The 15,086-nt window shown below is 46.0% G+C and carries 13 protein-coding genes and 1 tRNA gene; 10 read left to right on the forward strand and 4 right to left on the reverse strand.

Annotated features, from left to right (window positions below; all coding sequences use genetic code 11):
• Positions 1 to 30: 30 nt before the first annotated feature.
• Positions 31 to 351: a hypothetical protein gene (locus FW758_RS11695; RefSeq protein ID WP_006081481.1), complete on the reverse strand. Its 321-nt coding sequence runs from the start codon at positions 349 to 351 to the stop codon at positions 31 to 33.
• Positions 352 to 583: 232 nt separating this feature from the next.
• Between FW758_RS11695 and FW758_RS11700 the strand changes: the two genes are divergently transcribed.
• From FW758_RS11700 to FW758_RS11710, 3 genes are read left to right on the forward strand one after another with little or no spacing between them, the layout of a single operon-like run.
• A complete protein-coding gene (locus FW758_RS11700) occupies positions 584 to 1,108 on the forward strand; it encodes a putative 4-hydroxy-4-methyl-2-oxoglutarate aldolase (protein WP_446445504.1) in 525 nt (174 codons plus the stop codon).
• 13 nt (positions 1,109 to 1,121) lie between these two features.
• Positions 1,122 to 2,945: an AsmA family protein gene (locus FW758_RS11705; RefSeq protein ID WP_446445469.1), complete on the forward strand. Its 1,824-nt coding sequence runs from the start codon at positions 1,122 to 1,124 to the stop codon at positions 2,943 to 2,945.
• The gene (locus FW758_RS11710; RefSeq protein ID WP_446445470.1) at positions 2,945 to 3,565 is read left to right on the forward strand and encodes a BsuPI-related putative proteinase inhibitor; all 621 of its coding nucleotides are present in this window, start codon (positions 2,945 to 2,947) and stop codon (positions 3,563 to 3,565) included. Before FW758_RS11705 ends, FW758_RS11710 begins: the two co-directional genes overlap by 1 nt.
• 141 nt (positions 3,566 to 3,706) lie before the next feature.
• Here FW758_RS11710 and FW758_RS11715 read toward each other — a convergent pair whose 3' ends face one another.
• Together FW758_RS11715 and gloB are read right to left on the reverse strand one after the other, a co-directional pair.
• Positions 3,707 to 5,251 (reverse strand): LysM peptidoglycan-binding domain-containing protein, encoded by a 1,545-nt coding sequence (locus tag FW758_RS11715; protein ID WP_446445471.1) that lies wholly within the window; start codon positions 5,249 to 5,251, stop codon positions 3,707 to 3,709.
• Positions 5,252 to 5,483: 232 nt separating this feature from the next.
• Positions 5,484 to 6,275, reverse strand: coding sequence for a hydroxyacylglutathione hydrolase (gloB, locus tag FW758_RS11720; RefSeq protein WP_446445472.1), 792 nt, complete (start codon positions 6,273 to 6,275; stop codon positions 5,484 to 5,486).
• 154 nt (positions 6,276 to 6,429) lie between these two features.
• Between gloB and FW758_RS11725 the strand changes: the two genes are divergently transcribed.
• Both FW758_RS11725 and FW758_RS11730 read left to right on the forward strand, forming a co-directional pair.
• Positions 6,430 to 7,170, forward strand: coding sequence for a class I SAM-dependent methyltransferase (locus FW758_RS11725; protein ID WP_126492044.1), 741 nt, complete (start codon positions 6,430 to 6,432; stop codon positions 7,168 to 7,170).
• A gap of 30 nt (positions 7,171 to 7,200) precedes the next feature.
• Positions 7,201 to 8,139, forward strand: coding sequence for a LysR substrate-binding domain-containing protein (locus tag FW758_RS11730; protein WP_446445473.1), 939 nt, complete (start codon positions 7,201 to 7,203; stop codon positions 8,137 to 8,139).
• Positions 8,140 to 8,322: 183 nt separating this feature from the next.
• Here the strand turns inward: FW758_RS11730 and rnhA are convergent, their stop codons facing one another.
• Positions 8,323 to 8,793 (reverse strand): ribonuclease HI, encoded by a 471-nt coding sequence (gene rnhA / locus FW758_RS11735; RefSeq protein ID WP_006081489.1) that lies wholly within the window; start codon positions 8,791 to 8,793, stop codon positions 8,323 to 8,325.
• A 70-nt stretch (positions 8,794 to 8,863) separates the two neighbouring features.
• Between rnhA and dnaQ the strand changes: the two genes are divergently transcribed.
• The 5 genes from dnaQ (at position 8,864) to FW758_RS11760 (ending at position 14,983) form a co-directional block, all read left to right on the forward strand.
• Positions 8,864 to 9,592, forward strand: coding sequence for a DNA polymerase III subunit epsilon (gene dnaQ, locus FW758_RS11740; protein ID WP_011846728.1), 729 nt, complete (start codon positions 8,864 to 8,866; stop codon positions 9,590 to 9,592).
• Between the two features lie 10 nt (positions 9,593 to 9,602).
• Positions 9,603 to 10,976 carry a TIGR03503 family protein gene (locus FW758_RS11745; RefSeq protein ID WP_446445474.1) on the forward strand — a complete coding sequence of 458 codons (1,374 nt, stop codon included), beginning with the start codon at positions 9,603 to 9,605 and terminating at the stop codon, positions 10,974 to 10,976.
• A gap of 290 nt (positions 10,977 to 11,266) precedes the next feature.
• A tRNA-Asp gene (locus FW758_RS11750) sits at positions 11,267 to 11,343 on the forward strand.
• A 275-nt stretch (positions 11,344 to 11,618) separates the two neighbouring features.
• The gene (locus FW758_RS11755) at positions 11,619 to 13,601 is read left to right on the forward strand and encodes a cation:proton antiporter domain-containing protein (protein ID WP_446445475.1); all 1,983 of its coding nucleotides are present in this window, start codon (positions 11,619 to 11,621) and stop codon (positions 13,599 to 13,601) included.
• Positions 13,602 to 13,693: 92 nt separating this feature from the next.
• Entirely contained in the window at positions 13,694 to 14,983 is a 1,290-nt protein-coding gene (locus FW758_RS11760; RefSeq protein ID WP_446445476.1) for an acetamidase/formamidase family protein, read from the forward strand.
• Positions 14,984 to 15,086 lie beyond the last annotated feature (103 nt).

The raw sequence follows: 15,086 nt of genomic DNA on the forward strand, positions 1-15,086 counted from the left end.
GCTTAATGATAGAGCAGAATAGCGTTATGTTTAATTTTTAGATTTAGATGATGTCATCAACGCTAAGACTTCATCGTAAGAAATGTTAAATTCTCTCGACAAGTTAATGATTTTTGTTTTGTAGGTTTGAATGTTTTCTTGCTGGGCTAATTGATGTTTCTTTTCTTCAACTAACTCGTTAACTGTTTCTTGCAATATCAATAATCGACGTAAACTATAGTCGAGGGATTTAATATATTTACCCATTTGTTGCTTGTTACGTGCTTGCTCAAGATCCGTTGAGACTTTTTTATCATATCCATATTCATCTAGAGCCGCGATTGCGCTCTGTAAATCAAGATCAGTAGTCATTTGGTTTTCGCTTTATAACAAAGAGGTGTGAGAACAGATTGATGAAACTTTCTTATGAAACATTAAAGGGTGTCATAGGACGTTAACTATCGCAGATTATAGTGCCTATGCCAATATACACCAAGCCTTTGCTGGTTAAAATTAAATAAAAAATTCGCTGATTTTTGCTTTGACCTTGTCGGGGTCTACAATTATGGGTAGTCTAAAGTGATAGGCTATTATGGAGATTCAAATGCTTGATCTACTACCAGATTTATTTGACCACTATCCGTCTAAATTACAGTTACTTCCCCTCGAATTTAAACCCTATGGCGGTAAGCGGCTCTTTTGGGGCGAGATAGTCACAGTCAAGTGTTTTGAAGATAATTCTAAGGTAAAAGAAATACTTGCACAGGATGGGCAAGGAAAAGTTTTGGTTGTCGATGGGGGCGGCTCTCTGCGCCGCGCATTGTTAGGCGATCTCATTGCGCAAAGCGCGCTAGATAATGGCTGGCAAGGGATAGTGATCAATGGTTGTGTTCGTGATGTAGCCCGATTAAATACTTTTAGTTTAGGTGTTTATGCCTTAGGGGCCATGCCGATAAAAACCGAGAAGTTAGATCAAGGCCAAATTAATGTTGCAGTAGATATGGGCGGCGTGATGGTTACGCCCGGTATGATGCTGTATGCCGATGAAAATGGTATTGCAGTAAGTGATGAGATGTTGAACTTTGCATTTTTAAATGAATTAGTTGCTTTAAATTCAAGTTGTTTTTGATAAGGATATTTATATGAAATTCATTAAGTGGCTCCTGGCCTTAGTGGTGACGCTCATTCTTTTAGTCACAGTGTATCTCACCGTATTTTTCGACCCTAATGATTTTAAACCTGAAATAGTCGATGCCGTCAAAAAACAAACGGGTCGAGAATTAGTCATCGCTGACGATTTATCCTGGACCTTTTTCCCTGTTATCGGCATTAATTTAGGGGGCGTGTCTTTATCTAATCCTGAAGGCTTTACCCCTAAGGCTATGTTAGAAGTCAACAAAGCCGTTGCCGAAGTGGCGTTGATGCCATTGTTTAGTCAGCAAATTGAAATTGCGGAGCTGAGTCTCGATGGCGCAACCATTAATTTAGTGACTCGCAAGAATGGCACCAGCAGTTTTGATGGATTAAGTGGTGATAATAGTAAGAAAGCTGCAACTCCTGCGGCCGAAACTTCCTCAAATGCCAAACTGAACGATATTAATATTGGCGGTATTTCAATCACCAATACCCAAATTAATATGATTGACGAAGCGAAAAAGCAAACTCAAGTCTTTACCTTAAAAAGCTTCACCTTAGGTGAATTCGCTTTAGAACAATTTGCGCCCATTGCCTTTGAATTTAGTGCAACTATGCCGGACATGACGGTAAGCAGCGAAGGTAAAGGTGAGCTAAAACTAAGCCGAGACTTTACGCAACTCGTCGTCAATGGACTCAAAATTGACACTGTGGTGGAAGGTGAAAGTATTCCCAATAAGAAACTCGAAACATCGATTAGCTTAGCGACGCAAATCGCGTTGGATAAACAGCAATTGTCCGTCGATATTGCGCAGCTTAACGCGGCGAGCATTACCGCTGCAGGTAAAGTTGGTGTGAATTACGCCACAAAAATTCCGCAAATCAATGCTGATTTTCAAGTCGGCGATATTGATTTAGATACGCTGTTACCTAAAACGGAGACCGCTGCCGCAACAGAACAAGCACCCGCTGCCAGCACTCCGGCAGTTGAGCCTGATCTCTCTGCCCTAAAGCAGCTTGATGTAAAACTCAAGTTGGCCGTTAAGTCTATTAAGGTTGCTAACCTGTCGACTCAAAATTGGTTGATGGATGTGGGGATTAAAAATGGCGTGTTAGATCTAACGAAACTTAATGCGGATTTATACCAAGGTAAGTTGCTGGTGAGCGCTCAGGTCGATGCACGTCAAGCGGTGGCAAGTTATCAATTCGATAAAAAAGTGACGGGTGTACAAATTCGTCCTTTGCTGAAAGATGCGGCGGATGTGGATTTACTGGCGGGTACAGCCAACTTTGATGTGAAAGGTAAAGGTAAGAGTTTGATCCCTGAGCAGTTAAAGAAAAATCTATTAGCCAATGGCCATTTTGATATTAATGACGGGGCTTTGTACGGGGTTAACATACCGCAGATGATCCGTAGCGCCCAAGCTAAGTTAAAGGGTGACTTATCGCCAGAAACCAAGGAAGAGCGCAAAACCGACTTCTCGAGTCTGACTGGTAGTTTCTCGCTGGATAATGGCGTTGCTACTAACCCAGATCTTTCTATGTCTTCACCTTTATTGCGTTTGGCGGGCAAAGGTACGGCGAATTTATTGACTGAAGCCTTAGACTACAGATTGACTACTAGCCTAGTGAATTCATTAAAAGGTCAGGGCGGTAGCGACAAAGATGCGCTGGCTGGAATTGACATTCCGTTGGCTATTACCGGGACTTTCCAAAAACCTGAATATGCCTTGGATACTAAAGCGTTACTGAATAATCAGTTAAAAGAAGAAACCGACAAAGCTAAGGAAAAATTAAAAGACTCCTTACTGAAAAAACTAGGAGGTTTCTAATGGTTGCTCCAATGCGCTACGCATTGCTTGTTTGCGCGAGTGCTTTTGTCGGCGGGCAACTTGTTGGGTGCTCGGCGCCTGAAGCTGCTGACATGAGTCCGTCTACCAAGGGCGAGACGACAACAGCCGCGGCGGTTCAGCCTGAGATCGTTCGCGCTGCCGATCTTGCGCTCGATGTTTCAGGCCTTAAAAGTACACCGACATTAAAGGTTGAACCTATGACGACTGATGCTACGCCAGGACTGCTTCGCGGCGAGTTAGCCTTAGAGCCATTTGTGGATTTTAAGCAGCCAGTTAAGGCGACGTTGACTGTGACCAATCCACAAACCTATGCCGTCGGCCTGCGTTATAACTCAGGGATGACGGCGGATTTGTGGCTGGTAACGCAAGAGGGCAAACGTCTGTGGGCATGGTCCGATGATATGATGTTTACCCAAGCGTTACGCGATAGCCAATTGGCAGCGGGGAAAGTGATCAGCACTTCCTTTAGCATTCCACCCAAAGCGTTTGCTGGAATACCCGCAGATGGCGCTCGTTTAGAAGCGCATTTTGCCGCTAAAGCATTAGAGTCTGATGCCGTCGTTATGGCGCCTGTTGTCTTATTACTGACGATGGAATAACGCCGCATCTTATAATAGAGCAGGCTCATAATAGAAAAAGGCAGCAATCCGATAGGGTTGCTGCCTTTTTGTTATCAGTGGCTCAATCTAGCTAAGGGTTTATATTGCACCAATCAGTTCGAACTATGTGCCTGTTTAGCCTTATGCGTTTAACTTACTTTCATCGACTACTAATTTAATCACTTGGCCTGGTTGCAAATATTGTGATTGCGCTAGGCTATTCCATTCTAATAGCTCGGCCACAGTCACGTTAAATTTGCTGGCGATACGGGCGAGTGAATCACCGGATTTGACCTTATAACTCACAGTGCGAATTTGCGCAGTTTGCTCAAGATTTTTCGGCGCTAAGATCACCAGTTTTTGGCCATTTTGTAGCTTGTCACTCTTACCTAATTTGTTCCAAACGCTAAGTTGTTTCACGGTCACTTTATGGGCTTGGGCGATTTCAGAAAGTGTGTCACCAGACTTAACCAGATAGGCAATTTTTGTCGATTCAGTCGCAGCGTGCGATTTCTTCGGCAATTGTTGCTGAGTCGACAGGGCATAGAGCTGTTTGTCTTGCGCGTCGACAGGAATAATCAAATGCTTACCCGCGACTATGGTATTGTTTTTCATGCCGTTAGCGGCGCGAATTGCATTAATCGTCGTGTGGTGCTGCTTTGCAATTTTGCCAATACTGTCACCGGATTTAATCGTGTAGCGTAGCCAACTGATCCTATCTTCGGTTTCTGTTTCGGCGAGCGCCTTCTTAAATTCTTCCGATTTATCAATCGGCAATACTAAGGTGTGCGGCCCCAGTGGCGAAGTGGCCCAGCGGTTATAACCAGGGTTGAGCTTTTGCAGCTCAAGTGTGGTCATGTTTGCCAAACCTGCCGCCATGGCTAAATCAATTTGGCTATCAATATCAACCACTTCAATTGAAGGATTGTTGCTGATTGGCGCTAAAGTGATGCCATATTCATCGGCGTGTTTAATGACTTCGGCCAGCGCGAGCAGTTGCGGCACGTAGCGTTCGGTTTCACTGGGTAAATCCAATGACCAAAAGTCAGTTTTTAAGCCTTTCTTCTCGTTACTTTTAATCGCATTGAGCACCCGAGATTCACCCGAGTTATAGGCCGCAATAGCATAAAGCCAATTGTTATTGGTTTTATCGTAAAGATATTCCAACATGTCGAGCGCTGCAGTCGTTGAAGCGGGCACATCACGGCGACCGTCGTACCACCAGTTCATTTCTAAACCGAAATGGCTGGCCATAGGCGTGGTGAATTGCCACAAACCCGATGCCGCACTTGCTGAAGACGCCGATGGATCAAAGGCGCTTTCTATAATAGGTAATAGGGCGATCTCAATCGGAAGATGACGCTTTTCAAGCTCTTCCACGATCAGGTACATATAAGGTGCAGCACGCTCTGAGATGATCTCTAGATGCTGCGGATTTTTGATGTACCAATCGCGATATTGGTTTACCAATTTTTGATCTGGAACCGGTAACTGCATACCTTGACGAATTCGCTCCCACACATCGGTAATTTGCGCCGACGGAGCCTCAGTTGCGAGGTAATATTCTGGGACTGTATTTTCGGTTGTGACGGCTTCAACTTCTGTCTGATTAACGCCATGGTTGTCTAATGTCTGACAACCTGTGAGTAGGGCAAATCCCCCTACAACATAAAGTGATACTCTCATTGAAAACGGTAGTCCTCTGTTAGTGCATAGCTTTTCTTTATAGTAACAGTATGTTTTATATGAAGATAAAGACGACGCAGCGCGCAAAGTTTTCACGCAAAACGAGCCATTCTATGGGATCTTTTCGATCTTGTCCCTTAATTATCGTACATAATGTAAGGCCATTTTTGATTTACATCATCAAAAATGGGAAAAACTGTTTAAATTTCAAACTATAATATTGCTTTTGTGATCAAAAATTATCTTTCCACTGTCTGAGCAGGGTAAAACCGCCAAGTTCGTCTAAATTGGCATGATTTAGATCGCTAAAATGCTGTTTTATGCTGTCAACAATCTCAGTGTCGCTGGCACGTAGAAAGGGATTGATGGCGCGCTCTAAAGCGATGGAGGAGGGGATAGTCGCTTTGTCTTGGCGACGCAACTGTATGGCGCGTTCGTTATAGTCTTGCAGCGCGCGATTGTTGGGATTGACTGCGAGGGCAAATTTGAGGTTTGAAAGTGTGTACTCATGGGCGCAATACACCCGAGTGTCGGCGGGAAGCTGGGCAAGTTGCTGTAGTGAGTTGAGCATTTGCGCTGGCGTACCTTCAAATAAGCGTCCGCAGCCACCGCTAAAGAGGGTGTCACCGCAGAATAAGGCATCTGCAATAACATAGGCGATATGTCCTGCTGTGTGCCCCGGTACATCCAAGACTTGCAGCTCGCCACTCATATAGTCGAGTGTAAATCTGGGCTGCGCTGCTGCGTGCAGTGGATGGGTGATGCCTTTAATCTTCTCATTGTCTGGGCCAAAGACTGTGAGCCTGTCTTGACTGTAGGCTTGAAGTTCAGCGACGCCACCCGTATGGTCATTGTGGTGGTGGGTCAGTAAAATGCCCGCTAGCGTGAGTTGATTGGCCTCTAGATAGTCAATAACCACACTCGCATCGCCGGGATCGACGACATAAACCTGTGTATGGGGCTGTTGTTGTAACACCCAGATATAATTGTCATTAAAGGCTTTGATCGCTGTTATAGTGAGCATAGAACCGCCTATGTCTGTATTTCAATTCGAAGATAAAGGTATTATCCATGAGTGAACGGCCCTTGGCGACCTTTGCCGCTTTTGCCCTATGGCTAAATGGCAGTAATCTTTGACCCAATTGGATACTTGTCTACCAAGCTAACGGAGGAACTCTGTGTCGCATTTTAGTACTGAGCTCAAACCCGAACAATGGAGCGACTTACCCAATGGTGAGGCGTTGCAACAAGCCGTTGCTAAACAACTTGAAGATTGGTGGCCAAGAGTCTTTGGTTATCATTTATTAAAATTAGGGCCTTTGAGTGCCGAATTGTCGAGCATGGCATCGCCAGTCGCCCATCATTTTTCACTCTCACCATCCAAAGGCGCCTCGATCGAAGGCGATTTTTGCCATTTACCCCTGCAGAATGCGGCGATAGATGCGGTGGTGATGAGTCTATTGCTCGAATTTGAACCCGATCCTTACCGTATTCTTCGTGAAACCGATCGGGTACTCATCGCCGGAGGCTATCTTTTTATCATCGGTTTTAATCCCTTGAGTCCAGTATTTTTGGGTAAGTTATGGCCTAAGTATCAGGATTGTCTCCCATGGAATGGCCGCTTCTTTATGCCATCAAGGGTGCGAGATTGGTTAGGTTTATTAGGTTATCAAGTGGTGGGCGATGAACGTTTGGTCTATCACCCTTTAATGGGTGATTTCAACCAAGGTAAATTTTTTCAACAGAGTTTAGCGTCATGGCTGCCTAGCGCGGGCAGTTTGTATTTGATTGTGGCACGCAAACTTGAGTCGCCACTCACGCCTATCCGCGATAAACGTAAGGTGCGGCAGACAAATTGGACCACGGCACCGACCGCGGGACGTTCAGGGCATTTATCAAAGCATTCGAAAAACGGATAAGCCTTTTCCATTTTAAGTACAGGTTTTTATATGCGGATCACCCTAAGACAACTGGCGGTATTTGAGGCTGTGGCGCGTAGCGGCCAAGTCGCAAAGGCGGCGGAGCAGGTTAATTTATCACCACCGGCCACTTCTATGGCCTTGGCTGAGTTAGAAAAACAGCTCAATGCCCGCCTATTCGAGCGCATTGGCAATCGATTACAGCTGAACTCGCAGGGCAATTTACTGTTGCCACTGGCGACGGATTTATTGCACCGTGTCGAGCAAATTGAGCAGGCATTTACCTATCATGGTGGCGATTTGGTTGGGCGGTTAAGTATCAGTGCCAGTTCGACCATTGGTAACTATCTGATGGCGAAAGCCGCAGTGGCATTTTGTCAGCAGCACACTCAAACCCATGTGGATGTGGCGATCACAAATACTCAAGATGTGATCCAAGCGGTTGCGCAGTTCCGCTCTGAAATGGGCTTTATTGAAGGTCATTGCACCGATAATCGCTTGAGTGTTGAAGCTTGGCATAAGGATAGGCTGCTGGTGTTTTGTCATCAGGCGCATCCTCTGGCGGGGAAAGTGGTTAAACCGGCGCAAGTGAGAGGCCATTCATGGGTGTTACGTGAAGAAGGCTCGGGCACTCGTGAGTATTTTGTCAATGCCGCCAATGAGTTGGATATGCAGCCAGAAGCCAAATTCTGCTTTACTACGCCGGATGCAATCAAACTGGCGGTGAAACAAGGTGCTGGGCTTGGGGTATTATCTGAGCTGGCGCTGGAGAAAGAAATCAGCCGCAAAGAGTTGGCGTTAGTCACGATTGAGGGATTAGTGCTGGAGCGGCAGTTTTATCGCATCACCCATAAGAGCCGTCAGGCGACATCCCTTGGCCAAGCTTTTGTGCAGTTCTGTGAGAATTTTTTCAATATCGCAGGCGTGGAACCAAATAAGCCGTTTGATAGCAATGGCCATATGCAGTGAGCTTAAGCGGTTAATTTGAACTGTGGGTTTACGGTGAGATGAATAGTGAAATAAATCATCAAGCCTAAGTGTTTAGCTTAGGCGTGATGGCATAGAACTTACTTTTCGAACTTACTTTTTCGAATTTAGCTTGTATGAACTTAGTTTGTTCTAACTTAGCTTGTTTAAGTAAGGGCCACAGGGTTAAGGCTGGTAGCCTAAGTCGGGTTGGGTCGGTTTAGATTCTGCCGCGGTGCGAGCTAATACATCGCAACGTTCGTTTTCGGCGTGTCCTGCGTGACCTTTAACCCATTGCCAGTCGATAGTGTGCATCTGTGAGGCTTTATCTAAACGTTTCCACAGGTCAACGTTTTTGACTGGGGTACGGTTTGATGTCATCCAGCCTTTTTTCTTCCAGCCATGGATCCACGTCATTATGCCTTGGCGCATATATTGGCTGTCGCTAGTGAGCACGACTTGGCAAGGCTCTTTTAAGCTTTCTAACGCTATGATCGGGGCTAATAATTCCATGCGATTATTGGTCGTGAGCGCAAAACCGTCGGACATCTCCTTTGTATGGCCTTTATAATTCATTACAATGCCATAGCCGCCAGGACCGGGATTGCCTAAGCAAGAGCCGTCGGTGAAGATGTGGATCAGTTTTAGTTCAGTCATCAAATTGTTACCATAGCCGGGAATTTCGGCCGAGTATAACCAAAAATTGTCATAAGAAGCGCATAAAAAAATGAATATTATCTCTAACGCTAACCGTCAGGTTATTTTGGATACCGAAACCACAGGTATGAACCAGGGCAGCGGCGCCATCTATTTAGGCCATAGGATCATCGAGATAGGTTGTGTGGAAGTGGTGAACCGTCGTTTGACGGGGCGTTATTACCACCAATATATCAATCCAGGTCAAGCAATCGATCCAGAAGCCATCGCCGTTCACGGTATTACCGATGAGCGCGTTTCCAAAGAGCCGCGTTTTCATCAAGTTGCTCAAGACTTTATCAACTTTATCGACGGCGCTGAAATCGTCGCCCATAACGCGAACTTCGACGTGAGCTTCATGGATCATGAGTTTTCACTGTTGCAGCCGCGTGGACCAAAAACCGCTGATATTTGTCAGATCCTCGATACCTTAGTCATCGCTAAGTTCCTGCATCCTGGTCAGAAAAACAACCTTGACGCCCTCTGTAAGCGTTATGGCGTGGATACGTCGCGCCGCGAATATCACGGTGCTTTGCTCGATGCCGAGATCCTCGCCGATGTTTATCTGATCATGACCGGCGGGCAGACAAAGTTTAATTTGTCTAACGAGGAAGCGGGGCAGGAAGCGGGGGGGATTCAACGTTTTGATCCGCAATCACTTAACCTTAAAGTGATCGGCGCTTCGGCCGATGAATTGACTATGCATGAACAACGCCTTGATTTAGTCGCGAAATCAGGCAAATGCCTCTGGAGAGGATAGAAAAATCACTATGCCGATGTCGCGCCATAAACCCATTTTAGCGCTTTGCCTTGTTGTCACTACGCTGTTTGCCAGTGTGACGTCTGTATTGGCCGTCGAGGTTGAAACCGCTAAAAAAGTCGTCAAGCCGCCCAAGGCCGCGCCGATTATAGGATTGGAGACGGCTTCTGAGCTTAAAAACCGTTTTCGCATCGACCATATGGTCGATAACATGACGCTGTTAGTGGAGCGTGAATACGGCTCTGCACCGGTAGTCATTGTGTTGCCCGATGGCAGTAAATGGTACGCCAATCGCCATCCCGAAACCGTTAAGTGGGTCGATGGCATTACCGGCGATATTATTTACATTGAGTCGCCTATGCCTGGACCTTGGCAGTTGGTGGGTAAAGTCGTCCCGGGTTCGACCCTCAAAAAACTCTCTAAACTCGAAATCGAAGTGCAGCCTTTGCCGCAGCCGCTATTCCAAGGTGAGCAAGTTAAAATTGTCGCCCAGTTGATGGGTGATGCTCAGCGTGTGCGCATGCCGGGACTCGACTTTCTGGTGGAATGGACGGCTCATTTTGTGAGTAAGCACAGGGCCGGCGATGAGAACTTTGCCGCGGGTGACATTATTGTCGGTTCCTATAAAGACAATGGTGAAGATTATGATGAAAAACCCGATGATGGCGTATTTACCAGCAATATCAATGTAAAGCAGCCTTGGGGGGATTATGAGTTTGTGGTACAGGCTCGCAACAACGTGTTTGAGCGGCAGATTTCATTTCCGTTTAGATTATCGCCGCGGCCAATTAATTTAGAAGTCATTACCCCAGACGATCCGTTAACGGGGCAATGGAAAATCATGTTGCACGTCGATAGTGCTGTGCTGCAGCTAGCTGAAACGCATTTTTCCTTTGAGCTAGTGGGTCCTGCGGGCTTACAACTGCCTTTGACCGTTAATGGCCTTACTGAGCCGGACTCTGAATTAGATTTACCGACTGTGACTGAGTTTGGTAGTTATCGAATTAAAGGTTTCGTGGCGACGACGACGATTACGGGTCGAGAAATCGTACTGGATTTGCCAGAGCTGTTTTTCAACTTAATTCAGCCGCCAGAGCCACCACCAAGCGCTGAAGAGTTGGCCGCCGTTGCTGCACAAAAAGCCGCAGAGGAAGAAGAACTTGCGAAGAAAGATGCCATGTTCTGGATCATCACGATCAACGCTATCTTATTAGTCTTGGGCGTCGTGGGATTAATTGTGTGGCGTAAACGCCAAAGTTTAGCGCAGGCCTTAGCTGCCGCGGAGTTACGTTTATTGGAGGAAGCATCGGCGAATCCAGCAGCTGCGCCGTCATTAGATGAAATCGATCTCACTATGCCAGATGAGGCGGATAAAGATCGTTAGCCAAGTGTCGCTGATGTGTTTGAGTTATGACTTTGAACTAGGGCGTAGCAGCGATATTTGGCACATAAATCAAGGTCGGAAATTGATTTGGTTTTTTTTTAATCAAATGATAAATCTAAGTAAAAAAACGGTTGACGCCCGCAGGGCTCAACCGTATTATTCTTCGCATCTTAAGCAGAAGCCTTGATAAGTCAGTTGAATTATCTTTATTTCTGTTTTAGCTCCAGCGGCCTATCAGGCTGAGGTTAGCGGGTTTTGAAACCCGTCAGATGTTGGATATGGAAAAATTTGGAGCGGTAGTTCAGTTGGTTAGAATACCGGCCTGTCACGCCGGGGGTCGCGGGTTCGAGTCCCGTCCGCTCCGCCAAATCAATAAAAAGGCCTTACAGCAATGTAAGGCCTTTTTATTTCTATCTTTTTCATCAAATAATTGCTGCGTAAAATCGCTGCAGCTTGCAGTCCATCGCTGTTGCGCATTGGTTTCACTTAGGTCATGCAGTCTTCGATAAACTTTATAGCGTTTATGCATTTGCTGCTATTGTTAAGCGAAATAGATAATTCCCGAGCCATTATCATGCTCATGTCATCTATTTCATTAAAGATAATGCGAGCTCATTGTTTTCCTCACCTAAAGGATTTTTTATGGTTGAACAAATCACGGGTATGTTAGCGCTGATTGGGGTGTTATCGCTTTTTTGTCAATGGCTTGGTTGGAAACTGCGGTTACCGGCGATTTTGCCTTTACTGCTTTGTGGACTCACCCTAGGCCCCGGACTTGGCTTCCTTAATCCCGATGCTATTTTTGGCAATTTACTCTTTCCGATCATTTCTCTCGGGGTTGCCGTGATTTTGTTTGAAGGCGCATTGACTCTCAACTTTAAAGAAATCAAAGATCATGGTCGTATGGTGACGCATCTTGTGACCATAGGGACTGTGATCACTTGGGCTTGTATCAGCACGGCCACCTTTTATTTACTCGATTTTAGTTGGGAAATTGCACTCCTCTTTGGCGCATTAGTGGTGGTAACGGGACCGACGGTTATCGTGCCTATGCTTAGAAGTGTGCGCCCCAAATCCCAGTTGGCGAGTATTTTACGCTGGGAAGGCATAGTCATTGACCCAATAGGCGCGCTGCTCGCAGTATTAGTTTTTGAATATATTACAGTTTCAGGCGATCAGACAACGCATGTGCTTTATGCCCTAGGTTCAATGCTTTCTCTAGGATTAGGACTTGGAGCGGCAGCAGGTTACCTCACTGGGCAAATATTAAGACGCAACCTGTTGCCACATTATTTGCGTAATACCGCAGTCTTAACCTTAATGCTCGGCATCTTTGTCGGCTCGAACCTATTACAGGAAGAGTCGGGTCTACTGACTGTGACCGTTATGGGCATTTGGCTTGCCAATATGCGCGGTGTGGATATTGCTGAAATCCTTGAGTTTAAAGAGACCTTAACCGTACTACTGATTTCGGCACTGTTTATTTTATTGGCGGCAAGATTAGATTCTAATGCTATGCTCGATTTAGGTTGGGGTGGACTAGGCGTTTTAGCGGTCACTATGTTGTTAGCGCGGCCGCTGAGTATTTGGGTTTCAGGTATCGGCACCTCTTTGTCGAGGGCCGATAAGTGGTTTTTATGCTGGATTGCGCCGCGAGGCATAGTCGCTGCGGCGGTATCGTCATTGTTTGCGATTAAGTTAGAAGCCAACAATGTGCAAGGCGCCGATGCGATTGTGCCCTTAGTGTTTTTAATTATTATCGGCACGGTCGTTATCCAAAGTTTAACCGCGGGACGTTGGGCGCGATTCCTTGGTGTCAAAGCCGATTCTGCCCAAGGTTTATTGATTTTCGGTGCTTCTAAATTTTCCCGTGAGTTAGCGAAAATTTTAAAAGCCAAGGATGTCAAAGTGCTATTGGCTGATAATAACTGGGATAACATTCGCCTAGCTCGTATGGATAATATCCCAGTGTATTTTGGCAATCCCGCATCGGAACATGCTGAAACCTATATGGATTTAACTGGGATTGGCCGCGTGTTGATCATTTCGCCTTATCGACAATTAAACCCTTTAGTGAGTTTCCATTTTCAAGATTTCTTTGGCACTAAGAAGGTCTTTGGCTTAAATAATACCGAAGTGGGCAGTGCGCGCCACCAGCTCTCTGAAACTTATAAGCAGCGTTTATGTCTGTTTGGTGATGCCGTGTCCTATGCCAAGATAGCAAGCCTGATGGCGAGGGGCGCTCAGCTTAAAGTGACCAATTTAACCGAAAACTTCAGCTTTGAGCATTTCCGTAAGCGTTACGGTGAAACGGCTATGCCACTGGTTTATTTAACCAAGGAAGGTAAGGTCGTCGTAGTGTCAGGCAACGATACTGTGTTCCCGAATGGTATTGAGCTGATTAGCCTGTTGCCGATTGAAGCCTTAGAAGAAGCCAAAGTACAGCAAGCGATTGCAGAGCGAGAAGCACAGGAAGCCCAAGAGAAAGCTACTGCAGAAGCCGCTTTAGCGAAGGTAAAAGCGGAAGAGGAGGCTGAGCAATTAAGGCTCGATAAATCAGACGCTAACACTGTAATAAATGACGAAGCAGACAAGGGTGTGGTGGATAACATGATAAAGAGTTAACTTGAGCATGTCATAAGGTATTACTGCCATGTTTTATCTTGTTGATACGACAAACTCACTCTCATATTCGCAAGTTAAACTGGAGAATACCGATGTTGAAATGTTCCACACTCATGTGCTTGAGTCTGGTGTTTGGACAGGCGCACGCAGCTGAACAATGGCTACTAACAGCGGATCTCTGGGGTAATCCTGTGTATGGCACACTGACATTAACATCCAAGGGTGACAATCTCAGTGGCGATATAGACGGTGACAAGTTGAGCGGACATCGCCAAGGTACAAGTCTTACCTTTGAAAGCACAGATGCGAATGGCGCGGTCTATCACTATGAGGGCAAGATGCAGGATAATACCATTGAAGGTATTGCCGATTTTCCTGATACCAATCATCCAAAAGTTCGGGTGAAACATGCCTTTTCGGCAAGGAAAATAGCCACGCGTCCAGAAGGCCAACCGCGGCGTTATGAATTCATGCCGACAAACTATTCCAATCTATTTGATCCTCATCGCACACCCGTCCTCACGATTTGGCCTGGGGATACAGTACAAACAAAAACGATTGACTCGGGTGGGGTCGATGAGCACGGCGTTACTAAGGCTCTATTTGGAAATCCACAAACTGGCCCTTTTTTTATTGCCACCGCAGCGCCAGGAGATACGCTAGTCATACGGATAAATCGGCTTAGATTGAATCGAGATTATGCTGATAGCTTGGATGCGATAGTAGGGCGAGCATTGGGGGCAGGTTTTGCGACTCAAGCGGACGAACTTGGAAAGCCTGTGCGCTGGAAATTGGACAGAGAGCGTGGAATGGCGAGCTTGGAAACGCCAACTGAGCATTTAAAAGACTACACAATTAAAGTACGGCCTATGCTAGGTGGGCTGGCTGTTGCACCAGGTTTTGGTTCTGCGCCTGTATCTACGGGTGATACCGGACGCTTTGGAGGCAACATGGACTTTAACGAAGTAGTTGAAGGCAATATTGTTTATTTACCCGTGCAACAACCTGGTGCTTTACTTTATCTTGGCGACGCTCATGCGTTGCAAGGGGATGGTGAAACCTCGCAGTATGCGTTGGAAACTTCTATGGATGTTGAATTCACGGTTGATGTGATCAAGGCTAAATCGATAGCGATGCCGCGTGTTGAATCACCGGATCAGATCATGGTCTTAGGTCAGGCGGGATCATTAGATGAGGCATTACGTTCGGCGACAACAGGGCTTATTCAGTGGTTACAACTAGATTATGGATTGACGCTGCCAGAATGTGCGATTCTCCTCGGCAGTGCTGCTCATTATTCTGTTCCTAATCTCGCTGGGCGTAGCGTGGGTGTTGCCTTGAAGCTTGATAAGTCACTTCTTACTATGCCTCGTTTGCAGTAAGTATTGATACGCTACACAGTGTATTTAAGCTTGTATTAACGATGTATTCTTAGTTTTAAAGCACAACGCTTGGCACTGTCTTCACGCCATTACATTGTTATTT

Source organism: Shewanella sp. 1180_01, assembly GCF_052850535.1.